The organism is Allobosea sp. BK604 (assembly GCF_004341515.1).
GTDB lineage: Bacteria > Pseudomonadota > Alphaproteobacteria > Rhizobiales > Beijerinckiaceae > Allobosea.
The window spans coordinates 129,906-154,308 of the sequence record NZ_SLZF01000014.1 but is presented as its reverse complement, the minus strand read 5'-3'; the positions used below and the strand labels follow the sequence as shown (position 1 = coordinate 154,308).

Genomic DNA, 24,403 nt, shown 5'->3' with positions numbered 1-24,403 from the left:
ACATCAAGAACATGTGCCAGAACAAAAGGATAGAGCGTTTTCGCGTCTCAGAGACGCGCGGACCTGCTCCAAGCGGGCAATCCCGCTTCACCTCGATCTCGTCGCATGATCATCCGTTCGGGCTCAGACCGGTCCGGCAACCCCGAAGGTCAGCCGCATCGCCAGCGCCCTCTCCTCTCCCGGTGCGAGCATGATCGCGCCCGGGCGCTGGTCGAGCGGCGTCTCGGCATCGGCCGCCGAAGGCAGTCCGTGCCAGGGCTCGATGCAGATATAGGGCGCGCCCGGCTTGGTCCAGATGCCGAGATGCGGCATGTCCGGGCAATCGACCCTGATGCCGGGATGGCCCTCGGCGCCGTACCAGAGGCTCGGTCCCGTGCCCTCGGCATAGATCAGCGCGTCGTCGGCGAAGAAGGAATGGTCGAGCGTCAGCACGCCCTTGCTGAACACGGAATCATGCAGTTCCGGCAGGAGCAGGCCGTCGCGGTCGATCCTGAGATGCTTCGGCTCGCGCGGTCCGTCGAGATGGATGGCGTGCGGCAGGCCCTCCGCGCCCGGCAGCGGCCAGGGGAAGGCCGGATGATAGCCGAAGCAGAAGGGCATCGGCCGGTCGTCGCGATTGCCGATGCGCGCTTCCAGGGTCAGCGAGGCGCCGTCGAGCCGGTAGCCCATGTCGAGCACGAAGGCGAAGGGGTAGGATTCGCGCGATTGCCCGGAATCGGTCAGCCGCAGCACGCAATGGCCCGGCGCCTGATCGACCATGGCGAAGCTGCTGGTGCGAGCGACGCCATGCGGCTTGATCGGATAGTGCCGGCCCTCGATCAGCACCATGCCGTCGCGGTGCTTGCCGACGACCGGAAAGAGCAGAGGCGAGCGCCCGGCCCAAAAGGCCGGGTCGCCATGCCAGAGCCAGTTCCGCCCGGCCTTGTCCGTGATTGCGTGAAGTTCGGCACCGAGCGGGGCGATCTCGACGGTCAGCTGGTCATTGGCGATGGTCGGCATGGCGGATCCTGACGCGCTCACGAGCTCTCGTCAGGATGTCCTAAGCCAGGCGCGCCCGGATTGACAGAGAGCGCCGCAAGGCCGCCCTCGCCTCAGCCGAAAGGCAGGAACCGCTTCAGCATATGCGACAGCGAGCCGCGGCTCTTCTTGCGCTCGACATCGGCCTGGCTGCGCAGCCAGGTCATCTGGACGACGCGCCGCTCGCCGACGAAGGAGGTGTGTCCGTGCCAGGAATTATCGGCGCGGCGGAAGGCGAAGAGCGAGCCGACCACCGGGCTGATCTCCTCGGCCATGTTCTCGAAATCCTGGCCGTTGCGCAGCACGCGCAAGCGCCCGGCGCTCGATGCCTGCCAGCTGTCATTGAGATAGACGAGCAAGGTCGCGATCTTGGACTCGCTGTCGGTGTGGATGCGGCCGTCCTTGGCGGCGGAAAGCTTGCGGATTGTGATCATCTTCGGCTTGTCGACCAGGTCGATATCGAGCTTCTCCGAAACGATCGCGGACACATCGCGGCTCTTCATCTCCGTCAGCAAGGACGCGAAGAAGCCTTTGGGGGTGATGTCCTCCTCGGGGAAAAAGCCGGGCTCGCGGATATCGGGGAAATCCTCCCTCAATCCGTCGACGCTCCCCAGCTGGATCACATGGTCCGCGACCATGTAGTTATAGGGTTGTCGCTCGGTGCGGGCGGCGCGGATGGCTGCGAGATCGAGACAGGAATAAGCCTCCGGCATAGGCAGACCCTCCGGCGATTACTGTTTCAGCCCAATACACCTCATAGCATATTGCTCACGACGCCAAAACCACTGCGATTTCTTTTCTTCATCCCAAAGTCGTAATACCATTCAACTCGCGACGACCTCTTCCTCGATCAAAACGTGAAATGAGTTGCATTTGAATGGTTGTGTTCAATCGATCGCAACAGGCATGAACAACCCGCCATCACGCGGCGTGGTTAATTTTACCTTGTTTGCGCGTTTACCTTGCGTTCACGAACGCCAAATGGCTTTTTGACCTGGACGAAGCGGCGCAGCGACGCCGTGCTGGGGCTGGGGCTAACCATGTTGCGTAAGGCTTTCGTTTCTGGACTGGCGGGCTCGGGCCTCGCCGCGATGTTCCTGCTCGGCGCTCAGGGCGCCCAGGCGGCCGATTGCTATGGCGCCGCCTGCTACCGCCTGGTCAAGAAGCCGGCGGTCTACCAGACGGTGTCGAAGACCTATCTCGCCCGGCCGGCGCGGACCCAGTCCCGCCTCATCCCGGCCGAATATGGCTATGTCACCGAGAACGTGCTGGTGCAGCCGGCGCAAACCATCCCGCATTATCGCCAGGCGACCTTCACCTCGGTCAGCGAGAAGGTGATGATCTCGCCTCCGACGAAGCGCTGGGACGTCAGCCGCGACGCGTTCGGCAATGTCGTCGGCTGCTGGGTCGATGTGCCCGCGCAGTTCGGCTATCGCCAGCGCACGGTCGAGGTTTCACCCGCGACCGTCGAATACGAAAACATTCCTGCCGTCTACGTCCCACGCCAGCGCCAGGTGATGCTGCGCGCGACGCAGGTGGTGCGCGAGACGATCCCGCCCGTCTACAAGACGGTCGAGCGCACGGAGATGATCAGCCCCGGCGCCAAGTATTGGGAGCCGACCCGTTACTGAGTTCATGCCTACCAGAGTTTCGACGTAGACCCTTTATCCACGGAAACACCACTTCACGCCCCGGCTTCGGCCGGGGCTTTTTTCTTGTCATCAGGCGTTTGTCGTGACGTCAGGCGATCTCGATATCGAGCCCGAGATCGAGCACGCCGACCGAATGGGTCAGGGCGCCGACCGAGATCATGTCGACGCCTGTGGCGGCGACAGCAGCGACGGTCTCGAGATTGATGCCGCCGGAGGCCTCGACCTTCATCCGGCCGGCGACCATGGCGACGCCCTTCACCAGATCGGCGGGGACCATGTTGTCGAGCATGACGATATCGGCGCCTTCCTCGATCACCTCGGCAAGCTGGGCCAGGGTGTCGACCTCGATCTCGACCTTGACGAAATTGCCGGCGACGCGCTTTGCCGCCTGCAGGGCCGGCCGGATGCCGCCGGCGACGGCGACATGGTTGTCCTTGATCAGGATGGCATCGTCGAGCCCGAAGCGATGGTTCTGGGCGCCGCCGCAGCGCACCGCGTATTTCTCGAAGGCGCGCAGGCCGGGCGTGGTCTTGCGGGTGTCGACGATCACCGCCTTGGTGCCGGCGACCTTGGCGACATAGGTCGCGGCGAGCGAGGCGATGCCGGAAAGCCGGCCCATGAAATTGAGCGCAACGCGCTCGGCCGAGAGGATCGAGCGCGCCTCGCCCTCGACGCGAGCGACGACGGCGCCGGGCGCGAGCCTGTCGCCATCGGACAGCACCGCCTCGAAGCGAAGCGAGGGGTCGATCTGCGCGAAGGCCTCGCGCGCGAAGGGCAGACCGGCGACGACGCCATTCTGCCGCGCGGCGATCACCAGCCTGGCCTGCTTGCCGGCCGGAATGGTCGCCAGGGTGGTGATGTCGCCGGCGCGGCCGAGATCCTCCACGAGCGCGGCGCGCACCGCCTCGGTGATCAGCAGCGGATTGAGGGCGGGCTGGTTCATGGCGATATCCTGGTCAGGCGTTCACGGCGCGCGCCGCAGGCGGCGGCGAGAGGGTGAGCTTGCTGCGGGTGGCGAGGGCCGTGCTCGCCTGCGGAAAGTCGCTGCGCCAATGGCCGCCTCGGCTCTCGCGCCGGGCCAGCGCGGCCGCGACGATGACCAGCGCGGCGCTCGCCATATTGACCAGCGTCGAGCTCTCGGCCGCCTCGGCGATCGCCTGGAGCTGGCGCGAGCCGGCGAGCAGCCCGGCGCCGTCCCGCACCACGCCGGCCTTGTCGGCCATGACGGCACGCAGGCGCGCGATCGCGTCCCGGTCCCGCGCTGTCGGCAGGCAGACGCCCTGCCCGCTCAACCGGACCGGAGCGCCCCGCGCCGGCATGGCGAGCGTGCGCGCCTTCAGATCCTCGGCGACGCGGGCCCCGAAGACGACCGCCTCCAGCAGCGAGTTCGAGGCGAGCCGATTGGCCCCGTGCAGCCCGGTGCTGGCGACCTCCCCGGCGGCAGAGAGGCCGGGCAAGCTCGCGCGGCCGTCCATGTCGGTGGCGATGCCGCCCATATGGTAGTGCTCGGCCGGCGCGACCGGCAGCAGGTCGGTGACGGGGTCGATACCGGCTTTGGCGCAGGCGGCGGTGACGGCCGGGAATAGATGCGGGAATTCGGCGCCGATCGCCTGGCGCGCATCGAGGAAGGCGCCGCGCCCGGCCGCGATCTCGGCGAAGACGCCGCGCGCCACGATATCGCGCGGGGCGAGCTCGGCATCCTTGTGCAGCTTGAGCATGAAGCGCTCGCCGGCCGTATTGACCAGGATGCCGCCCTCGCCGCGGATCGCCTCCGTCGCGAGCGGGGCGGGATCGATCCCGAGCGCCAGCGCCGTCGGGTGGAACTGCACGAATTCGGCATCTGCGATGAGCGCGCCGGCGCGAGCCGCCATGGCGAGCCCTTCGCCACGCGCCTCGGCCGGATTGGTGGTGACGGCATAGAGATGGCCGATGCCGCCGGTCGCGAGCACGGTCGCGGCCGCATGGAAGCGCGTCGCCTCGCGAGCCTTGCCGTCCTCGTCGCGGGCGAGCACGCCGACGCAGGCGCCATCCGCGAGCAGCAGGTCCTCGGCGATATAGCCTTCCAGCACGGTGATCGACGGCGTGTTGCGAACGGCGGCAATCAGCGCCTGCATGATCGCCACGCCGGCGCCGTCGCCGCCGACGCGCACGATGCGGTTGGCCGAATGCGCCGCTTCGCGCGATTGCACCAGCCTGCCGGCGAGATCGCGGTCGAAAGGCACGCCGTAGCTGAGCAGATCATGCACGCGCTCGGCCGCCTCGCTCGCGACCATCCGCGCCACCGCGGCATCGACGGTGCCAGCGCCGGCCGCGATCGTGTCCGCGGCATGGGCCTCGGCCGTGTCGCCCTCCGACATCGCCGCGGCGATTCCGCCCTGCGCCCAGCTCGAGGAGGCACCCTCGCCGAGCGATCTGGGGCTCAGGACGGTGCAGGGCAACGGCGCCAGCTTCAGGGCCGTGAACAGCCCCGCCAGCCCGCCGCCGACGATGAGAATAGTATTGCTGTCGGACATGGGTGCTCCCGCCCCCTCCCGCTGCCGGGAGGGTTACTCGGCGTCCCCTTTGCTCACATGGTGAGGTTGACCATGCGCTCGACCGAACGACGCGCGCGCTCGGCCATGACGGGGTCGATGACGACCTCCTCGCGCATGTAGAGCAGCGTATCGAGGATCTTGGGCAAGGTGATGCGCTTCATATGCGGGCAGAGATTGCAGGGGCGCACGAACTCGACGCCCTTGGTCTCGGCCGCGACATTGTCGGCCATCGAGCACTCGGTCACGAGCAGGACGCGGCCCGGCAGCTCGTTCTTCACCCAGTCGATCATGCCCTTGGTCGAGCCGGCATAATCGGCGACGGCGACGACTTCCGGCGGGCATTCGGGATGGGCGATGATCTTGATGCTCGGATCAGCCTCGCGATAGCGCACCAGCTCCTCGGCGGTGAAGCGCTCATGGACCTCGCAGGCGCCGGCCCAGGAGATGATCTTCACCTTGGTCTGGGCCGCGACGTTCTTGGCGAGATACTGGTCGGGCACGAAGATCACCTCGGGCACGCCGAGGCTCTCGACCACCTGGACCGCGTTGGACGAGGTGCAGCAGATATCGACCTCGGCCTTCACGTCGGCGGAGGTGTTGACATAGGCGACGACCGGGCGGCCGGGATAGCGCTCGCGCAGCAGGCGGATATCGGCCCCGGTGATCGAGGCGGCGAGCGAGCAGCCGGCCTTCATGTCCGGCATCAGCACGATCTTCTCGGGGCTGAGCAGCTTCGAGGTCTCGGCCATGAAATGCACCCCGCCCTGCACGATCACCTCGGCCTTGGTCTTCGAGGCGACCTTGGCGAGCTGCAGGGAGTCGCCGACGATATCGGCGACGCAATGGAAGATCTCCGGCGTCATGTAGTTATGGCCGAGGATGACCGCGTTGCGGACCTGCTTCAGCTCGTTGATCGCCTTGATCGTCGGCGCGAAGAAGGGCCACTCCACCGCGGGAATGACGGTCTTGACCTTCTCGTAGAGATGAGCGGTCGCGGCCTCGACCTCGGGGGTCCAGGTCAGGTCCGGCATCGGCAGGGGCCGGAAGCGTGGATCGTCCTTGCGGCGCGCGGCGGCCGCCGGACGAGCGGCAGTCTTGCCGGTATCGAAGCCCAAAGACATGGCATCCTCCTATCCTCCAGCGATCCGGGACAGTTCGGATCGCCGCCAGCTCTTTTCTAGCTGGCTATGCTCGTTTTGAGCATAAGGATATTACCACGTCTGCCATGGGCTGGCCAGCGCCGCGCCTATGCGGCGGACGCCGGGTCAAACATGTGCTCAGTTTATGACTAAGTCAGGAGATGCCGCCCGCAACCAGCATCTGCGCGCCAACGCCGACGACGAAGGCGGCGATACGGGCCGGCATGCCGACGAGCGTTCCAGGTGGCCGGGCGGTGATGAAGCCGGCGATCACCTCGATCAGGCCCATGCCGATCAGGACGAAGAGATAATGCGGAAAGGCCGCGTAGGTCGCGAGCCAGCCCGCCTTGACGGCGAAGCCGACAGCGGCGCCGAGCACGGCACCGACTGCGATGAACAGGATATCGGCTCGGCCGAATTGCACGCCAGGCCGCTCAGCGCCGGCGGAAATTCTGGTTGCGCGGCGGGCCACCCGGGGCCGGGCCGGCGGTCTTCTGACGGAAGTTGATGCGGCCGCGATCGAGATCGTAGGGCGACATCTCGACGACGACCCTGTCGCCGGCGATCGTGCGGATGCGGTTCTTCTTCATCTTGCCGGCCGCGTAGGCCAGGATCACGTGATCGTTGTCGAGCTTCACGCGGTAGTTGCCGTCGGGAAGCACTTCGACCACCGTGCCATCGAATTCGAGCAGTTCTTCTTTCGCCATTCCTTGGTCCTTCTAATGCGCCCCCGGGCCGACGACCGGATCAGATGATCCGCTGGTCCGGTCGTTGTCCGGTCGCGCGCGTCAGTCCGCGCGCCGCCGGGCGCCGCCGTTATTGCGGCGTTGCTCTGTTCTTTGCTGCAAGAAGGCGACGCCGCCAAGCCCTTCCTTGCCGTTTCCGCCGTCTTTTCGTGCGGCCGGGGCCTCGTGACGCTGCGGCTGGCGTTCCTGGCGCTGAGCTTCGGAACGCTGGCCGTTGCCGTGCTGGGGCTTGCCGGCATGCTGCGGCTTGCCGGCATGCTGTGGCCTGCCCTCATGCTGTGGCCTGCCGCCATTCTGGCCGCCGTCACGGCGCTGCTGGCCCTGCGGCCGGCCATGGTCGCGGCCACCGCCGCCATTCTGGCCGTTGTTGCGGCCACCGCGGCCCTGGTTCTGCGGCGGCTTCTTCGGAATGCGACCGTCCCAGTACGGCACCTCGCCGACCGGGGTCAGCGAGACCTTGGTCAGCTTCTCGATCGCGGCGAGGTCGCCACGCTCTTCCGGCGTGCAGAAGGCGATGGCGACACCGGCCGCGCCGGCGCGGGCCGTGCGGCCGATGCGGTGGACATAGGTCTCCGGCACGTTCGGCAGGTCGAAATTCACGACATGGCTGATGCCGTCGACATCGATGCCGCGGGCGGCGATGTCGGTCGCGACCAGGATGCGCAACTCGCCGTCACGGAACGCGCCGAGGGCGCGCTCGCGCTGGCCCTGGCTCTTGTTGCCATGGATCGCGGCAGCCTTCAGGCCCGACTGCTCGAGCTGGCGCACGACCTTGTCAGCGCCATGCTTGGTGCGGGTGAAGACGATGGCGCGCTCCATCTCGGGAACGCCCAGCGTCTTCGCCAGCAGCGTGGGCTTATCGCCCGGCTGCGTATGGATGACGCGCTGGTCGACCTTCTCGGCGGTGGTGGCGACCGGGGTCACCGCGACCTCGACCGGATTGGTGAGATAGGCCGAGGCGATCTCGCGGATCTGCTTCGGCATGGTGGCCGAGAACAGCAGCGTCTGGCGCTCCTTCGGGATCAGGGTCGCGATCCGGCGCAGCGCGTGGATGAAGCCGAGATCGAGCATCTGATCGGCTTCGTCGAGCACCAGGAACTCGATCTCGCGCAGCGAGACGGCGCGCTGGTCGACGAGGTCGAGCAGGCGGCCGGGCGTCGCGACGAGAATGTCGACATGCTGGCCGAGCGCGCGGATCTGCTTGCCGACCGGCACGCCGCCGAAGATCACCGTCGACTTGACGGTGGTGAACTGCGCGTAGGTCGCGATATTGGCCTCGATCTGGGCCGCGAGCTCGCGCGTCGGGCTGAGGATCAGCGCGCGCACCGAGCGCGGCTGCATGCGCCGCGGCTTGTTCAGCAGCAGGTGCAGCATCGGCAGCGAGAAGGCCGCCGTCTTGCCGGTCCCGGTCTGGGCCGCGCCGAACATGTCCTTGCCGGCGAGAATATGGGGGATAGCCTGCGCCTGGATCGGCGTCGGCGTGGCATAACCTTCGGCCGCGAGCGCCTTGAGGAGCGGCTCGGCCAATCCGAGGTCGGTAAATTTAGTCAAAACGGATCTTTCCGAAGCCGGGACGCGAGGGGCACATGTGGAAACCGGTTGCGCCACCGACTCGTGTCCGGCCATTTGCATGGTCTCTTCCTGCCGGCGAACCGCTAGCCACGCGCCGGGAGGTTTTGTCGTGATGCCGGGAGGGTGGTTCACCCTCCCGGCGAAGCTTCGCCTCAGGCGACGACGAGGTTGCCGGCCGAGGTCTTGCCGGTCTTGCGATCGGCGATCAGCTCGAAGCTGACGACCTGGCCGTCACGCAGCTCGCGCAGGCCAGCGCGCTCGACGGCGCTGATGTGGACGAACACGTCCTGACCGCCGTTTTCCGGGGTGATGAAGCCATAGCCCTTGGTGGCGTTGAACCACTTAACGGTACCCTTGTTCATGGGCGTAGTCCTTTAGTTCAGATCCCGCGTGCACTTATGGAAGACACGGCTCGACGCGCGGACGCCTTACCGTGGCCTTGATAACGATGTGTGGTGGATCTGATTGGGGCCCGCCGACCGGGACTTCATCCCCGCCGAGGATTGGCCAGAACCCGGCCGCATCTCGTCTTACGTGGGCAGCACTACCACGAATTGCAATCCCGGTCCAGCAGAATTGGTCAGCAATCCTGCCCTATCTTTCGGATAAGCGGATGAAGCCCGATCAGGTCCGGCAGCTTGTGATAGCGCCCCTGCCCTTCCGGCTCCTCGGCATGCTCCAGCGCCCAGGTCAGCGCATGCGGGACATGCACCGCCCATGAGCCGGCTGCGAGCGCCGGCAGGATGTCGGATTTCAGCGAATTGCCGACCATCATCGCCTTCTGCGCGCCATCGCCATGGCGGGCGAAGACGCGCTCGTAGGTCGCGGCCGATTTGTCGCTGACGATCTCGACGCCGTCGAAGATATCGCCGAGGCCGGATTGCGCCAGCTTGCGCTCCTGATCGAAGAGATCGCCCTTGGTGATCAGCACCAGCCGGTACTCGCCGGACAGCGCCTGAAGCGTCTCGGCGGCATGCGGCAAGGTCTCGACGGGATGGGCGAGCATCTCGCGGCCCGCCGCCAGGATCTCGGCGATCACCCCGGCCGGCACGTCGCCCTTCGTCACCTCGATCGCGGTCTCGATCATCGAAAGCGTGAAGCCCTTGATGCCGAAACCGTAGAAGGCGAGGTTGCGGCGCTCCGCCTCGAGCAGCTTGCCGGAGATCTCGGCCGCCTCGCCATGGCTGCCAAGCAGCGCGACGAAGCGCTCCTCCGTCAGCCGGAAGAACTGCTCGTTCTGCCAGAGCGTATCGTCGGCGTCGAAACCGATCGTGGTGAGAGCGCGGTGGGACATGGGGCGAACCTATCCCGCCGACCCTGCAAGGTCGATGGCTCAGCCTTGCTTGGCTCGGCGTTCCCTGGGCTCAGCCTTCCTCAGCTCAGCCTTCCTTGGCCTTGACCTCGCCGAGCGCCGCCTGCGCGGCGGCGAGGCGGGCGATCGGCACGCGGAAGGGCGAGCAGGAGACATAGTCTAGCCCGACCTCGTGGCAGAAGCCGACCGAGGCCGGATCGCCGCCATGCTCGCCGCAAATGCCGAGCTTGATGTCGGGCCGGCTCTTCCGGCCGCGCTCGACGCCGATCTTCACGAGCTCGCCGACACCGTCGCGGTCGATGGTGATGAACGGGTCGGAGGCGAGAATGCCACGCGCCGTATAGGAACCGAGGAAGGAGCCGGCATCGTCACGGCTGATGCCGAGCGCGGTCTGGGTCAGGTCATTGGTGCCGAAGGAGAAAAACTCGGCAGTCTTGGCGATCTCCTGCGCGCGCAGGCAAGCACGCGGCAGCTCGATCATGGTGCCGACCTGATAGCTGAGCTCGGCACCGGTCTCCTTCTTCACCGCCTCTGCCATGGCGTCGATGCGTGACTTGACGAGATCGAACTCGGGAACGCCCATGACGAGCGGCACCATCACCTCGGGGATCACCGGCTTGCCCGTCTCCTTGGCGGCTTTCACGGCCGCCTCGAAGATGGCGCGCGCCTGCATCTCGGCAATCTCCGGATAGGCGATGGCGAGACGGCAGCCGCGGAAGCCGAGCATCGGGTTGAACTCGTGCAGCTCGGCGGCGCGGTGGCGCAGCTGCTCGGCCGTGACGCCGAGCGCGCGAGCGACGACCGCGATCTCCGCTTCCGTATGCGGCAGGAACTCGTGCAGCGGCGGGTCGAGCAGGCGGATCGTCACCGGCAGGCCCTGCATGATCGTGAACAGCGACACGAAATCCTGGCGCTGCATCGGCAGGAGCTTGGCAAGGGCCGAGCGGCGGCCCTTGTCGTCCCCGGCCAGGATCATCTCGCGCATCGGCTGGATGCGATCCTCGTCGAAGAACATGTGCTCGGTGCGGCAGAGGCCGATGCCCTCGGCGCCGAAATCGCGGGCGGTGCGGGCATCCTCCGGAGTCTCGGCATTGGCACGGACCCTGAGGTGGCGGACCTTGTCGGCCCAGCCCATCAGGATGCCGAACTCACCGGAGAGTTCCGGCTTCTGCATCTTGACCTCGCCGAGCAGGACCTGGCCGACGGAGCCGTCGATGGTGATGAAATCACCGGCCTTGAGCGTGGTCGGGCCAACCGACAGCGTGCCCTTGGCATAGTCGACGCGGATCTGGCCGGCGCCGGAGACGCAGGGCTTGCCCATGCCGCGGGCGACGACGGCCGCATGCGAGGTCATGCCGCCGCGCGTGGTCAGGATGCCCTCGGCCGCATGCATGCCGTGAATATCCTCGGGCGAGGTCTCGACGCGCACGAGAATGACCTTGCGCCCGGCCTTCTTCGCGGCCTCGGCCTCGTCCGAGTTGAAGACGATCTCACCGGCGGCGGCGCCGGGCGAGGCCGGCAGGCCGATGGTGAGGACGCGCCGCTCGGCCTTGGGATCGATGGTCGGGTGCAGGAGCTGGTCGAGCGCGCCGGGCTCGATGCGGCCGACGGCCTCGCTCTCGCTGATCAGGCCTTCCTGGGCGAGCTCGACCGCGATCTTCAGCGCCGCCTTGGCGGTGCGCTTGCCGGAGCGGGTCTGCAGCATCCAGAGCTTGCCCTCCTGGATGGTGAATTCCATGTCCTGCATGTCGCGGTAATGCTTCTCGAGGATGCCGTAGATGCGGCAGAGCTCGGCATAGGCCTCCGGCATCGCCTTCTCCATCGAAGGCTTGTCGGAACCGGCCTCGATCTTGGCGGCCTCGGTGATGTCCTGCGGCGTGCGGATGCCGGCGACGACGTCCTCGCCCTGGGCATTGATCAAGAACTCGCCATAGAGCGCGTTCTCGCCGGTCGAGGGATTGCGGGTGAAGGCGACGCCGGTCGCGGAGGTCTCGCCCATATTGCCGAAGACCATGGACTGGACATTGACCGCCGTGCCCCAGGAGGCGGGGATGCTGTTTAGCTCGCGGTACTTGATGGCGCGAGCGTTCATCCAGGAGGAAAAGACGGCGCCGACCGCACCCCAGAGCTGCTCCTGCGGATCCTGCGGGAAGTCCTTGCCGAGCTCCTTCCTGACGATGTCCTTGTATTTGCCGACCAGCAGCTTCCAGTCATCGGCCGAAAGCTCGGTGTCGAGATGCAGGCCCTTGCGCTCCTTGTAGTCCTCGAGCGCCTCCTCGAAATGGCCGTGGTCGATATCGAGCACGACATTCGAATACATGGTGATGAAGCGGCGATAGCTGTCCCAGGCGAAGCGGGCATCGCCCGAGGCCGTGGCGACGGCCGCGACGGTGACGTCGTTCAGGCCGAGATTGAGGACCGTGTCCATCATCCCCGGCATCGAGGCGCGGGCACCGGAGCGGACCGAGACGAGGAGCGGATTGGCGGGATCGCCGAAGGTCTTGCCGGTGAGCTTGGCCATGCCGGCGAGCGCGGCCTTGACGGTCGCGTCGAGATCGGCCGGGAAGCTCTTGCCGTTATCGTAATAGTAGGTGCAGACCTCGGTGGTGATGGTGAAACCGGGAGGGACCGGCAGGCCCAGATTGCTCATCTCGGCCAGGTTCGCCCCCTTGCCGCCGAGCAGGTTCTTCATGCCCGCCTCGCCTTCGGCCTTGCCGTCACCGAAGGTGTAGACCCATTTCGCGCCAGCCATCAGCACCGCCTCTTCACGTTAGCCGCGCGTAGCAACGCCGCGGCATCGGGATTGTTTCATGCAGCGAACGATATCGTCCAGCGCATGTGCGCGACGTGGTTCATGCCGAAAAGCAGATGAACAATCAATGAGCCAAGAGGCAGGAATAACGGATACCTTTGACGAATAAGGTTACCATCGGCCGATCCGTGGGGCTGAATTCATTTCACCGGGCGGTGATTTCACTTCAGCGGAGCTGTATTTAGGTAATCTAAATCGATTTAAATAACAGCTCGACGGCAATGTACCGTCACTTAGCAGCTTTCGCCGCCCGCGGCCAGCGCAGCGGCCAGTTGACGATGCGCTCGACGAGGTCGTCCTCGGCGACATCCTCCTCGCTCGCATAGATGCGCCCGCGCACCGAGACGCCGGCGGCGACGACCGATTCCGGATCGCCCGAGACCAGCGGGTGCCACCAGGGCAGGTCCCGCCCCTCCCCGACCAGCCGGTAGGCACAGGTCGGCGGCAGCCAGGCGAGCTCGCGCACCTCCTTCGGCGTCAGCGTCACGCAATCGGGCACGGTGGCCGAGCGGTTCGCGTAATCCTTGCAGCGGCAGGTACCGGCATCGAACAGGCGGCAGCCGATATCGGTGGCGTGGATGCGCCCGGTATCCTCGTCCTCGAGCTTGACCAGGCAGCAGCGACCGCAGCCGTCGCAAAGCGATTCCCACTCCTCGGGCGTCATCTCGTCGAGCGTCTTCGTGCGCCAGAACGGCTCGGGCAGTTGCGCCTTGTCATCCATGGCCTGCTTATGCGCTCTCCGCTGCCGCGATGGAAGGAGGCGCGAGCGCGCATGCGCAGCGTGATTCCGAGCGTTTCGGGCGTCAGCCGGTCACGAATCCGGGATCATGCGTGATACAGGTCACATACCCCCAAAGCGTGGCGGCCTACCCCTTATCGCCGGGCCGCGGAAAGCATATCTCCACAACCCGGAACGGTTTGGGTTGCCAAGGCGTTCAGGGCGCGGCAGGAAGACTTCAGCGGCTCTTATCGGGATAGCCAGGTCGGCATGGAGTTCAGAAAGGCACGCTGGACGACACGTCTCAAGCGCTTCGCGCTTGCCGTCGACTCGTGGCTGGACGACACGCTCTGGGGCGCAGGGCGCCGCAGCGGCGAGTTCTATGAGCGCATCCGCAGCTTCGCCGACCGCTTCACCGTCACCGGCGGAAAACGCGTCGCCGCCGAATTCGCCAGCGAAGGCCTGAATGTCGGCATCGCCGGTTCGCTGGTCGTGCTGCTGCTGGCGATCCCGGCCTTTCGCGAGGGCCGCGAGGAGGCGCTGAAGAACCAGGTCTTCGCCGTAACCTTCCTCGACCGCTATGGTTCCGAGATCGGCCATCGCGGCGCGCGCCATGACGATTCGCTGAAGCTCGAGGAATTGCCCGACCACCTGATCAAGGCGGTGCTGGCAACCGAGGACCGGCGCTTCTATGACCATTTCGGCATCGACATCATCGGCACCTTCCGCGCGCTGACGGTGAATGCCCGCGCCTCCGGCGTGGTGCAGGGCGGCTCTTCGATCACGCAGCAGCTCGCCAAGAACCTGTTCCTGAGCAACGAGCGCTCGCTCGACCGCAAGATCAAGGAAGCCTTCCTGGCGCTCTGGCTCGAATACCGCCTGAGCAAGAACGAGATCCTGAAGCTCTATCTCGACCGCGCCTATATGGGCGGCGGCACGTTCGGCGTGGCCGCGGCGGCCGAGTATTATTTCGGCAAGTCGGTGAAGGATGTCAGCGTGGCCGAGGCCGCGATGCTCGCCGGCCTGTTCAAGGCGCCGACGAAATATGCGCCGCATGTCAACCTGCCGGCGGCCCGCGCCCGCGCCAACGACGTGCTCAACAATATGGTCGATGCCGGCTTCATGACCGCCGGCCAGATCGACTCGGCCCGCCGCAACCCGGCGACGCCGGTCGACCGCAAGCGCGACACGACCCCGGATTACTATCTCGACTGGGCCTTCGACGAGGTGAAACGCCTGGCCGATAATGGCGAAATCGGCCCCGACCGGGTGCTGACCGTGAAGACGCCCTACGATCCTGCGATCCAGCAGCGCGCGGACGAGGCGATCGAGTCGATCTTGCGCCAGCACGGCCCGGCCTATCACGTGAAGCAGGCAGCGACCGTGATCATGGATCCGGACGGGGCGGTGCGCGCCATTGTCGGCGGGCGCGACTATGGCGCGAGCCAGTTCAACCGCGCCACGGCCGCCAGACAGCCCGGCTCCTCGTTCAAGCCCTATGTCTACGCCGCGGCGCTCTCGGCCGGGCTCTACAAGCCGACGACGATCGTGACCGACCGGCCGGTCTGCATCGGCAACTGGTGCCCCAACAATTACGGCCGCTCCTATGCCGGCTCGATGCCGCTGACGGTCGCGCTCGCCAAGTCGATCAACACGATACCGGTGCAGATGTCGATCGCGATCGGCAAGGCGACCGGCGAGACGCACGAGGCCCGCGCCGCCAAGATCGGCCGTGCCAAGATCGTCGAGACCGCCCGCGCCATGGGCCTGACCACGCCGCTGACCGACACGGTCTCGCTGCCGATCGGCGCCGCCGAGGTCACGGTGATGGACCAGGCGGCGGGCTATGCGGTCTTCGCCAATGGCGGCAAGCGGGCGCAGCCCTATGCCGCGATCGAGATCCGCAACTCCCAGGGCGACGACATCTACCGGCATGACCGCGACGAGCCGCCGCCGAAGCAGGTGCTGAGCACGCAGGTCGTGCAGGACATGAACTTCATGCTCTCGAAGGTGCCGACCGAGGGCACAGGCCGGCGCGCCGCGCTCGAGGGCGTCATCACCGCCGGCAAGACCGGCACGACCAATGGCTACAAGGACGCCTGGTATGTCGGCTTTTCCGGCAACCTCGTCGGTGCGGTCTGGTTCGGCAATGACGATTCGACCTCGACCGCGAACATGACCGGCGGCGCCCTGCCGGCCATGACCTGGAAGGAGATCATGCAGTTCGCCCATCAGGGGCTCGAGCTGAAGCCGATCCCGGGCGTCATGCCGCCGGTCGATCCGAAGGGAGCGACCGTCGCCAAGGCGAATACGCCGGCCACGACCACGGCAGCGGCGACGGGCCCGGGCGCCGGGCACATGCCGCGGCAGTCGTTCGAGGTGCTCTCGGCGGTCGGCCAGATGTTCAAGACGATCGAGCCGATCCGCAGCGCGAGCGCGCCGATGCAGGTCGGCATCCGCGAGCTGTCTCCGCCCGGCGGCGGAATTCGGCTGCGCTGAGCGACCATGCGCGGCATCACACTCGCCTATGTGATCGCGCTCGGCGCCGGACTCGGCTTCGCCTCGGCGCAATATGCCGTCGCCGGCCGGCCGCTCCTGGGCATGACGCAGATCGGCGCATGGACGAGCTGGCCACGCAGCGGCAGCCGCGATATCGACCCCTATATGCGGGCCTATCTGGTGCGGGGCGTGCACCTGCCGCTCGGCGCCGGCGAAGGGCTCGAGCTGATCGCGGACCGCGATGCGAGCGGCGTCGGCCTGGACGGGCGCTGTCGCTATCTGATCACCGGGACGACGCCGACGACGCGGGGCTGGACGCTCAGCGTCACCGATCTCGACGGGCACGCCTTCCGCCTGCCGCTGGAGCGCAGCGGCTTTTCCGATGCCGAAGTGGTGCGGGACGAGCAGGGCGACCTGCGCATCGCCGCCGCCGCGACGCCAGAGGCCGGGAACTGGCTGCCGCTGCCGTCAGGCGGCCGATTCCAGTTCCGGCTCAGGCTCTACGACACGCCGATCTCGAGCCATGCCAATGAGATGCGGCCGGAAATCCTGCCGCGCATCAACCGGGTCGACTGCCGATGAGCGTGCTCGACCCGTCCGACCAGGGCGCAACATTGCCCGCGTACAGATTGCCATGGCGTTCGCGGCTCGCCGCGCTCGTGCGCCGCTTCGCGCTGGCGACGCTGGCCGGAATCGTGCTGGCCGGGATCGTCCATATCGTGACGATCCTGCTGATCCCGCTGGTGTCGGAACATGATGCGGCAACGGCCTATATGAGCTTCGGAACCGGCGGGAAGGCCGAATTGCTTACGCCCGGCGCGTCGGGCCAGCCCGACCTGCGCGATGCCGATCCGGCCACGGTCACGGCAGTCTGCAGCTACGATCTCAGCGGCGGCCCCCTGCGGGTCGTGGCGCGCACCGGCACGCTGCCGCTGGGCCTGTCGCTGCACCGGCGCGGCGGCGGCGTGGTCTATGCCATCACCGACCGCGCCGCGATCCGCGGCACGCTCGAATTCGTGGTGATGACCGAGGCGCAGCACGATGACAGGCTGGCCCAGGACGAGGATGGCGAGACGACGCGCGAGCTGCGCGTGGTCTCCGATACCCAGCAGGGGCTGATCGTGGCGCGCGTGCTGATGGAGCGCCCCTCGGACCGGAGCGAGGCCGAAGCGCTGGCGACCGGGGTCGCCTGCGGCCTCGCCGACTAGAGCATCTTCGAGCGAAATGGATACCGGTTCGCGTGAAGAAAATGCGTTAAAACAAAGAGATAGAGAATTTTCGCGCTTCTCCGAAGCGCGCAAATTCTCGAGCACTCAACCCTTGTAGACGACCGGCTTGTCGGGCGGCGCTCCGCCGCCGAAGACGCCGATGAGCTCGATCTTGCAGAGCGGGCCGGCTTCCTGCTCCAGCGCCATGATGCTGCGCTCGGCACGGATTGCCTCGCGCGACGGCATCTCGACCACGAGATTGGCGAGCGCGTAGCGATAGCTTGCCATGCGGAACCTGATGCGCTCGCAGACCCAGAGGATCACCCCCTCGTTCTCGACCACGCGCGCGAAGGCAGGCCCGCGCTGATCCGGCGGCACCAGCGGCGAGGCATCGACGGCGCGCATGCGCACGCGATCGGCCGCGACGACCCGCCAGGCATTGCCCCGGAACGGGCTGAGCAGCAGACGGTCGGCATGGGCATCCTCAGCGAGGCGATTATAGCGCGAGGCCGCCGAGCGATAGGCCACTCCGGTCAGGCCGTTGAAATAGTCGGAGATCGCACTCGACTGCGCCTCGACCGGCAGGATGCGCTTGTAGGCGAGGTCGGAGACCTGGATGTCGAAATAATTGCGCGCATAGGCCGGCATGACGAAGCGCCAGGCGCGATCGCGCAATTGCTCCTCGTCATCGGTCAGGTGGAAGGGCGAAGCCGCCTCGCCCCGGGCCGTCGCCGCCCAGAAGCCGAGTTCGGGACCGATCACATCATTCCAGACGCCCGGCCGCGGCCGGCCGAAATCGCCGGCAGTGCAGGCCGCCACCGTGAGACCAAGAACCAGCGCCGCGGCAAGCCGTGGGCTCGGCCCCGAACCGGTGTCCACTTCGCTCGAAAATGCTCTGGATCGCCGCAACGACGCAAATAGCCTCACGCCGGCTGTCCGGCGGTCTTGGCGATCGTCTTGCTGCGGGAACCTGATCTCGGCGAGCGGCGCGGCGGCTTGGCGGCCGGCAGCGGCTCCGGCTGGCGCTCATAGCGGACGCCGGTGAAGAACAGGATCTCGCCGGGCGTCCGGGTTTCCTGCGCGGAAATCCTGCCCTGCGAACGCCGGCGCGGCGCGAACGGAATGACGACGGCCATGATGCGCCTCCTTTGGCTGGCGCCTGGATTGCGGTCACGGATGACGATCGGCTTTCGGGACGAACCCGCATCGCTAGCCAAGCCCTCCTGTTCGCATCAGGCATCGACATGGTTAACGTCATGTAAACGCCTGCGGCATAACCTGCCCGAAACCGTCGAATCCCTCCTCGAGTTGCCCGCATGCCCTCCCGCATCTCCGCCGAGCTAGCCCAACTCGCCCGCCTCGCGCGTGATGGCGGGCTGGATCTCAGCCAGGTCTCGCTGCGGGTGAAGGCCGATCTCCTGCTCTCGACGCCGCAGCCGCCGGCCGAGGACATCGCCGCCTTCAGCGAGCTCGCGACCGCGCTGATCCCGACTGTCGACGAGGCGACCGCGACGATCCTGGCGCGCAAGCTCGCCGGCTGGCGCCACGCGCCCGCTGCCGTGCTCCAGGCACTGAGGGCGCGCGGCGGCGCAGTGCTGGCGGCGCTGCTACGCCACGGCGCGCCGTTGCCGCCGGCCGAGCTCGAGGAGATCGCCGGGCATGGCGACGGTGAAGCCATGCTCGCGCTCGCCGAGCGGGCCGATCTCCCGGCGGCCGCAAGCCTGATGCTGGCCGGGCGCGGCGAGCGGGCGCTCGATCTCGCGCTGATCGCCAACCCCGCCCCCCTGCCCCGCGCCGGGCTCGACCTGCTGCTGGCGCGCGCCCGCACCGATGCCGTCTATGCGCCCGGGCTGCTCGCCCGGCGCGATCTCGCCGCTGCGGAACTCATCCCGCTGTTCCTCCAGGCCGGGCCGGAGCGGCGGCTCGCCATGCTCGATTCGCTAGCGGCAATCGAGGCGCTCGGCCCGTCGGAGCGGCGGGCCTCGCTCGATGCCGAGACCTTCGACGGCTGGCTGCTGACCGCGGGAGAGGATCGCGACAGCATCTTCGGAGTGATCGCGAGCCAGCTCGGCGGCGGACCGCCCCTTGCCGACGCGATGGCGCAGGATCGCTCGCGCGACCTGATCGCACTGGCGATGATCGCGACCGGAATCAGCGTCGAGGATGCCACCCGCCTGCTGATCCGGCTCAGCGACGAGGCGGCCCATTCGGTCGATCGCATCTTCGCGCTGGTGGCCCTGATGCGCTCGGTCAGCCGGGGCGTCGCCTATCGGCTCGTCATGCAGGTCGCCGGCGAGAGCGTCCAGCCGCCTGCGCGGCGCAGCCAGCATCAGCCGGCGATGGATCCGAGCGGCACGCCGGCGCGCCCCGGCGCCGCCAAGCCCGACAGCCGCACGGTGCTCGACGAGGTCCGGCGCACGCTCAAAGGCAAGCGCGAGCAGGGCTAGAGCATTTCCGCGTTTCTTCGAATCGCGAAAATTCTCTATCTATTTGTTTTGACGCATTTTCTTCACGCGAACCGGTGTCCACTTCGCTCGAAAATGCTCTAAGGCCGCTCAGGGCTCGACGAGATCGAGCTTGGGATCGCCGTTGCGATTCTCGATCTCGACCAGCCAGAGATCGGGATCGAAGCGGCGCTCACGCTCGACACGCTCCTCGATGCTGCCCGGATCGGAATCGAGGATGAGCTGGAAGCGGCGGACGCCGCTTTCATCCGCCAGCGCCTGCGGGGCCGGCCCGTAGAGCGCGGCCGTGCCGTCGAGCCGGTCGAGCTTGACGAAGATCGCCCCGGCCTCGCGCGCGCCGCGGCGGCGCAGGACGGCGACGAGCCCTTCGAGCGCCGCCTGGTACAAATAGGCGGAGACCCAGAAATCGCTGGTGAGGCGCGCCATGCCGCCGGCGCCGACGGCTCAGTTTTCCGCGCTGCGGCGCGGCGCGGCAGGCCGTGCGGCGGCGACGCCGCGGATCTCGGCCGGCGGACGCATGTCACCATTGATGAGATCGGCGATCGGATCGCGCGGGGCGGTGTTGCGCGCCGCCGGGGCCGGTGCCGAAGCAGGCTGCACGGCCGGCGCCGAGCGCGGCGCAGCCGCGGCGACGGGTGCCGGCGGACGCGGTGCGGCCTCGCGCGCGGCGGTCTGCTGGCGCTCGACCGGGCGCACCGGCGGGCGCGGCACCGCGGCAGGCATGACGGCGGCCGGCGCAGCCTCGGGCGCAGCGGCGGATTGCTCGAGGCGAAGCTCGGCCGGACGCGCCGGCGGCGAGACGGGCGCAGGCACGGCGGCGATCGGGGCCGGGTGGCGCACCTTCTGGAAGACGAGCGCGTTCATCGCGATGGCCATCGCTGCGCCGGCGAAGAGGAACAACACGAGGCTGCGGCCGGGGCGGCGCAGGGCCGCGCGCCAGACCTGTCCGAGCCAGGAGGTCTTGCGACGGGCCGGCTGGCTGCGCCTGACCGGCGGCGCGGACAGGGTCGCGTTGGTATGGGCGCGGGCTGCGAGCGTTGCGGACATGGTTACAGGCTCTCGATCAGGCAGTCAGACGAAAAGGAAGCTTGGTTTCAAGGCCGCGGCGTGGCGCCCGGGCGAAGGTCTCGATCTTGACCGGCTGCGAGGCGGCCGCGACGCCGCCGATCGGCAGCCGCACCGAGACGCGCGTGCCGATGCCGGGCGCGCTTTCGACCGTCAGGCAGCCGCCATGCAGGCCAACCAGGCCACGCACGACCGACAGTCCGAGCCCGGTCCCCTCATACGTGCGGTCATAGGAACTCTTGGCCTGGAAGAACGGATCGCCGAGGCGCGGCAAGTCGGAGGCCGCGATGCCGATGCCCGTGTCGGACACGGAGAGGTCGATCATCTCGCCGTCGCGGATCACCGCGAGCGTGACGCGCCCGCCCGCCGGCGTGAACTTCACCGCATTGGATAGGAGGTTGATCATGATCTGCTTGAGCGCGCGCTTGTCGCCGATCACGGCCGGGAGGTCGGGGCCGGAGACGCGCTCGAGCGCGACCCCGCCATTTTCGGCGCGCAGCGCCATCAGCGCGGAGCAATCCCGCGCGATCACCGCCAGATCGAGCGTCTCCTGCTCGATCGTCATCGCGCCGCTCTCGATCTTCGAGATATCGAGCAGCGTATTGACCACATCGAGCAGGTGGTGGCCGGAATCATGGATGATCCGGGCATAGTCGAGACGCTTCTCGGCATCGAGCAGGCGGGCGTGATCGCCGCCCAGCATCTCCGAGAATCCGATGATGGCGTTGAGCGGCGTGCGCAGCTCATGGCTCAGCGTGGCCAGGAACTGGCCCTTGATGTCATTGGCCTTGAGCGCAGCGGCATGGACGCGGGCACGCTCCTCGTCGAGGGCGCGGCTGGCGGTGACGTCGCGCATCACGCAGACCACAGCGACGCCGTCGCGCGACGTCGCATCGGCAACGCGGTGGGCCTTCATTTCCAGCCAGAGCGCAACCGGCGAACTCGGCTCCGGGCCGAGTTCGCGCGGCACGAACAAGGTGCGGAAGCAAGCGCTGCTCGGGCCCGCGCCATGGGCGGCATCGCTCAACGCCTTCAGGAAGAGCGGCCGGTCGGCGACATGGACACGGTCGAGCAGGCCACGGCCGATCAGGTCGCGCGGCTCGGCGCCGGCAAGCGCCTCGGCGGCGGCATTGGCGAACACGACCCCGCCGGTCGCATCGTGCCAGGTCACGAGATCGCCGACATGGTCGAGCAGAAGCTGTGCGCGCATATCGGCGGCGCGGCGCTCGCGCTGCTCGCCGTCGCGATGCTGCAGGGCCATGACCGCAATCATGATCGCGTGCAGGACAGCCAGTGCGGCGATGGCCGGCATCGCCGTGGCGACCCAGGGCGCTGCTTCGGCGAAGATGCCGAGCTGATGCAAGGACAGAATGCCGGCAAGCGCTGCGGCGGCGATCGCCCCTGCCCGCACGACATAGTCACGCGCGCCGAAGAGCATCGCTCCGGCCGGCACGGCCGCGAGCCAGATCAGGAAGGGCGAAGCCGCGCCGCCGGTCATGCCCGCGAGCGCAGCGACGAACAGCGCCAGGGAGGCCGCCGAAATGCCATGGGCGATATCGAGCCGGCCGCTGCGCGAGAGCACGAAAACGGCGAGGAGCGGCAGCGCCATGGCAACCAGCAGAAGCGCCTCCAGGGCCCCGGGCGCGCCACGCCAGGCAAGATAGGCTGGCGCCAGCCCAAGCGCAGCCGCGCCGAGCGCGAGACGCGTCAGCATGAAGCGCTCATGGCGTATGCGCTCGGGCGAATAGGGCGGAACCGATGGATGCACCATCGCCGCCACCTGCGTCCCGATCGCCATTATCGTCTGAGGAAACTGCAACACTCACCTCTGCAGGCCCATTCGCCTGTATCGATCCCGATCCTCGCCATGTGCGGTTTAAGCCCGGCTTAAGGCGAAGCAGGCCGGCGGCCGCGGCGACGGGCGGAGGTCGGTCGAAAATCCTAGATTTATCAATAACTTGTTCGGCGACCACCGGCATCGCGCTTCACCCGGCGATGTTCGCAGCAGGGTGAACGGAAGCTGAAGACGGCCGCACCGATTTGATTCAAATGGCAGACGCGATCTTTGCGTCTGCCGCGCTATAGTGCCTGCGGGTTCGGGACTCCGCGGGGAACGGGGACAGGGAATGGCCTATCTGATGCGCAGCATGGCGGTGATCGGCATCATCGCTTTCAACTCGCCGGTTCATAGTGGCAAATCCGAGAGCGAGGGGGCTCGGGAGGCCGTGCGCAGCATCGCGGCGGCCGCGAGCCAGATCGACGCCAGGACAGCCCTTAACGGCATGGCCGCGGCGCGCGAAGCGGCGCAGGTCCTGGCCGGGCTCGACCCCGAGACGCGCGCACGCGTGCTCTCGCTTGCGGCCGGCGCGGCCGCGCAGACCGACGCTCATCTGCGCCCGGTTGCCGCCTCCCCTTCCCGCTAGCCCGCCGCGAGCCTACATCTTGTTCTGTGACCGTGCTTGACGCTGCGCGTCCGCGCGCCGAAGAAACCCGCGTCAGCCGCCGGGCACAGGGCTGACGGCGCAAATGGACGGATATGAGCGAAACCCTCGACGAGATCGTCGCCAATTTCGAGCTGCTCGAAGAGTGGGACGACCGCTACCGCTATCTGATCGAGCTCGGCCGGGGCCTCGCCCCGCTGCCGGAGGCTGGCCATAGCGACGAGAACAAGGTGCGCGGCTGCGCCAGCCAGGTCTGGCTCGAGGCGCGCCGCGAAGGCGGCCCCGGCGAGGGCACGCGCCTGCATTTCCTCGGTGATAGCGACGCCCATATCGTGCGCGGCCTGGTGGCACTGGCGCTCGCCATCTATTCGGGCCACAGCGCCAAGGAGATCCTGGCGACCGACGCCTTCGCGATCTACGAAAAGCTCGGCCTCGCCGCCCATCTGACGCCGCAGCGCTCGAACGGCGTGCGCTCCATGATCGAGCGGATCAAGAGCGATGCGCGCGCCGCGGCAGCGACGGAAATGGTCTGACGCCGCTCATTTGGGCGCCATGATCCCAAGGCGCGCATCCCGGCGCGCGAGAGATATTCCTGGAAACCTGCCTGCAAGGACGCGCTCGACCGATCCCCGTCCGCTTGCGTCGGCATGAAAAAGCCGCCGGCAGACCGGCGGCTCCTGACCTCACGTCCATCGAACCCGAGCCGAGGAGACCGGCCGGCAGGCCCCGCCCCTCGCCCAGATGGTCCGCTCAGCGGCGCTTGCGGCGCTGCTGGCCGAGGCCCATCTTCTTTGCCAGCTGCGACCGCGCTTCGGCATAGTTGGGCGCGACCATCGGATAGTCGGGCGGCAGGCCCCACTTCTCACGATACTGCTCCGGCGACATGTTGTACTGCGTGCGCAGGTGGCGCTTCAGCGACTTGAACTTCTTTCCGTCTTCAAGGCAGATCAGGTAATCGGCCGTGATCGACTTCTTGACGGGAATCGCAGGCTTGGGGGCCTCGACCGGGATCACCGGGGCGGCGCCGCCAACAACGCGGTTCAGTGCGGCATGCACATCATTGATCAGGGCAGGCAGATCAGATGCGGGCACCGAGTTGTTCGAGACGTAGGCAGAAACGATATCGGCGGTGAGTTCGATGAAATCCGAACCATCATTATCAGCCATGATTGTACCACTCCTTATGTGTTCTTGGACCAGATATCACCCGACCGTTCCACGTC

Annotated in this window: 25 protein-coding genes; 7 read left to right on the top strand and 18 right to left on the bottom strand. The window is 67.3% G+C overall.

The window, feature by feature from the left end; translation table 11 throughout:
- Positions 1–123 precede the first annotated feature (123 nt).
- Positions 124–999: an aldose 1-epimerase family protein gene (locus EV560_RS32755; RefSeq protein ID WP_131860054.1), complete on the bottom strand. Its 876-nt coding sequence runs from the start codon at positions 997–999 to the stop codon at positions 124–126.
- Between the two features lie 92 nt (positions 1,000–1,091).
- Positions 1,092–1,730, bottom strand: a complete 639-nt coding sequence (locus EV560_RS32750) for a 2OG-Fe(II) oxygenase family protein (RefSeq protein ID WP_131860053.1) — start codon at positions 1,728–1,730, stop codon at positions 1,092–1,094.
- A gap of 327 nt (positions 1,731–2,057) precedes the next feature.
- Between EV560_RS32750 and EV560_RS32745 the strand changes: the two genes are divergently transcribed.
- Positions 2,058–2,648, top strand: a complete 591-nt coding sequence (locus EV560_RS32745; protein ID WP_131860052.1) for a hypothetical protein — start codon at positions 2,058–2,060, stop codon at positions 2,646–2,648.
- Between the two features lie 109 nt (positions 2,649–2,757).
- Here EV560_RS32745 and nadC read toward each other — a convergent pair whose 3' ends face one another.
- The 10 genes from nadC to EV560_RS32695 form a co-directional block, all read right to left on the bottom strand.
- Positions 2,758–3,612, bottom strand: a complete 855-nt coding sequence (nadC, locus tag EV560_RS32740; RefSeq protein WP_131860051.1) for a carboxylating nicotinate-nucleotide diphosphorylase — start codon at positions 3,610–3,612, stop codon at positions 2,758–2,760.
- Between the two features lie 13 nt (positions 3,613–3,625).
- On the bottom strand, positions 3,626–5,182 hold the full coding sequence (locus EV560_RS32735) for an L-aspartate oxidase (protein ID WP_131860050.1): 1,557 nt from the start codon (positions 5,180–5,182) through the stop codon (positions 3,626–3,628).
- 53 nt (positions 5,183–5,235) lie between these two features.
- A complete protein-coding gene (gene nadA / locus EV560_RS32730; RefSeq protein ID WP_131860049.1) occupies positions 5,236–6,324 on the bottom strand; it encodes a quinolinate synthase NadA in 1,089 nt (362 codons plus the stop codon).
- 172 nt (positions 6,325–6,496) lie between these two features.
- The gene (locus tag EV560_RS32725; RefSeq protein ID WP_131860048.1) at positions 6,497–6,766 is read right to left on the bottom strand and encodes a hypothetical protein; all 270 of its coding nucleotides are present in this window, start codon (positions 6,764–6,766) and stop codon (positions 6,497–6,499) included.
- A gap of 10 nt (positions 6,767–6,776) precedes the next feature.
- Positions 6,777–7,049 carry a translation initiation factor IF-1 gene (gene infA / locus EV560_RS32720; protein ID WP_054207590.1) on the bottom strand — a complete coding sequence of 91 codons (273 nt, stop codon included), beginning with the start codon at positions 7,047–7,049 and terminating at the stop codon, positions 6,777–6,779.
- Between the two features lie 81 nt (positions 7,050–7,130).
- Positions 7,131–8,639 (bottom strand): DEAD/DEAH box helicase, encoded by a 1,509-nt coding sequence (locus EV560_RS32715; RefSeq protein WP_131860047.1) that lies wholly within the window; start codon positions 8,637–8,639, stop codon positions 7,131–7,133.
- A gap of 173 nt (positions 8,640–8,812) precedes the next feature.
- The gene (locus EV560_RS32710) at positions 8,813–9,022 is read right to left on the bottom strand and encodes a cold-shock protein (RefSeq protein ID WP_131860046.1); all 210 of its coding nucleotides are present in this window, start codon (positions 9,020–9,022) and stop codon (positions 8,813–8,815) included.
- Positions 9,023–9,240: 218 nt separating this feature from the next.
- Entirely contained in the window at positions 9,241–9,954 is a 714-nt protein-coding gene (locus EV560_RS32705) for an HAD family hydrolase (protein ID WP_131860045.1), read from the bottom strand.
- Between the two features lie 85 nt (positions 9,955–10,039).
- Positions 10,040–12,724 (bottom strand): pyruvate, phosphate dikinase, encoded by a 2,685-nt coding sequence (ppdK, locus tag EV560_RS32700; RefSeq protein WP_131860044.1) that lies wholly within the window; start codon positions 12,722–12,724, stop codon positions 10,040–10,042.
- Positions 12,725–13,013: 289 nt separating this feature from the next.
- Complete coding sequence (locus tag EV560_RS32695; RefSeq protein ID WP_131860043.1) at positions 13,014–13,505, bottom strand: YcgN family cysteine cluster protein; 492 nt, start codon at positions 13,503–13,505, stop codon at positions 13,014–13,016.
- 267 nt (positions 13,506–13,772) lie between these two features.
- Between EV560_RS32695 and EV560_RS32690 the strand changes: the two genes are divergently transcribed.
- The 3 genes from EV560_RS32690 to EV560_RS32680 are packed head-to-tail and all read left to right on the top strand — an operon-like array spanning position 13,773 to position 17,209.
- Complete coding sequence (locus EV560_RS32690; RefSeq protein WP_131860042.1) at positions 13,773–16,001, top strand: transglycosylase domain-containing protein; 2,229 nt, start codon at positions 13,773–13,775, stop codon at positions 15,999–16,001.
- 6 nt (positions 16,002–16,007) lie between these two features.
- Positions 16,008–16,583, top strand: a complete 576-nt coding sequence (locus tag EV560_RS32685; protein WP_131860041.1) for a DUF1214 domain-containing protein — start codon at positions 16,008–16,010, stop codon at positions 16,581–16,583.
- Complete coding sequence (locus tag EV560_RS32680) at positions 16,580–17,209, top strand: DUF1254 domain-containing protein (RefSeq protein ID WP_131860040.1); 630 nt, start codon at positions 16,580–16,582, stop codon at positions 17,207–17,209. Before EV560_RS32685 ends, EV560_RS32680 begins: the two co-directional genes overlap by 4 nt.
- 105 nt (positions 17,210–17,314) lie before the next feature.
- Here EV560_RS32680 and EV560_RS32675 read toward each other — a convergent pair whose 3' ends face one another.
- Together EV560_RS32675 and EV560_RS32670 are read right to left on the bottom strand one after the other, a co-directional pair.
- Complete coding sequence (locus tag EV560_RS32675) at positions 17,315–18,088, bottom strand: hypothetical protein (RefSeq protein ID WP_131860039.1); 774 nt, start codon at positions 18,086–18,088, stop codon at positions 17,315–17,317.
- A gap of 44 nt (positions 18,089–18,132) precedes the next feature.
- Positions 18,133–18,345: a hypothetical protein gene (locus tag EV560_RS32670; RefSeq protein WP_131860038.1), complete on the bottom strand. Its 213-nt coding sequence runs from the start codon at positions 18,343–18,345 to the stop codon at positions 18,133–18,135.
- Between the two features lie 180 nt (positions 18,346–18,525).
- Between EV560_RS32670 and EV560_RS32665 the strand changes: the two genes are divergently transcribed.
- Complete coding sequence (locus tag EV560_RS32665) at positions 18,526–19,656, top strand: DUF2336 domain-containing protein (RefSeq protein WP_131860037.1); 1,131 nt, start codon at positions 18,526–18,528, stop codon at positions 19,654–19,656.
- Positions 19,657–19,764: 108 nt separating this feature from the next.
- Here EV560_RS32665 and EV560_RS32660 read toward each other — a convergent pair whose 3' ends face one another.
- The 3 genes from EV560_RS32660 to EV560_RS32650 are packed head-to-tail and all read right to left on the bottom strand — an operon-like array spanning position 19,765 to position 22,453.
- Complete coding sequence (locus EV560_RS32660; RefSeq protein WP_131860036.1) at positions 19,765–20,100, bottom strand: DUF1491 family protein; 336 nt, start codon at positions 20,098–20,100, stop codon at positions 19,765–19,767.
- A gap of 18 nt (positions 20,101–20,118) precedes the next feature.
- On the bottom strand, positions 20,119–20,721 hold the full coding sequence (locus EV560_RS32655) for a hypothetical protein (protein WP_131860035.1): 603 nt from the start codon (positions 20,719–20,721) through the stop codon (positions 20,119–20,121).
- Between the two features lie 16 nt (positions 20,722–20,737).
- The gene (locus EV560_RS32650) at positions 20,738–22,453 is read right to left on the bottom strand and encodes a PAS domain-containing sensor histidine kinase (RefSeq protein ID WP_165923750.1); all 1,716 of its coding nucleotides are present in this window, start codon (positions 22,451–22,453) and stop codon (positions 20,738–20,740) included.
- A gap of 412 nt (positions 22,454–22,865) precedes the next feature.
- Here EV560_RS32650 and EV560_RS32645 point away from each other — a divergent pair, with 412 nt between their 5' ends.
- Entirely contained in the window at positions 22,866–23,162 is a 297-nt protein-coding gene (locus EV560_RS32645; protein ID WP_131860033.1) for a hypothetical protein, read from the top strand.
- Between the two features lie 113 nt (positions 23,163–23,275).
- The gene (locus EV560_RS32640; protein WP_131860032.1) at positions 23,276–23,713 is read left to right on the top strand and encodes a SufE family protein; all 438 of its coding nucleotides are present in this window, start codon (positions 23,276–23,278) and stop codon (positions 23,711–23,713) included.
- A gap of 217 nt (positions 23,714–23,930) precedes the next feature.
- Here the strand turns inward: EV560_RS32640 and EV560_RS32635 are convergent, their stop codons facing one another.
- Positions 23,931–24,347 (bottom strand): Ros/MucR family transcriptional regulator, encoded by a 417-nt coding sequence (locus tag EV560_RS32635; RefSeq protein ID WP_131860031.1) that lies wholly within the window; start codon positions 24,345–24,347, stop codon positions 23,931–23,933.
- Positions 24,348–24,403: the final 56 nt, after the last annotated feature.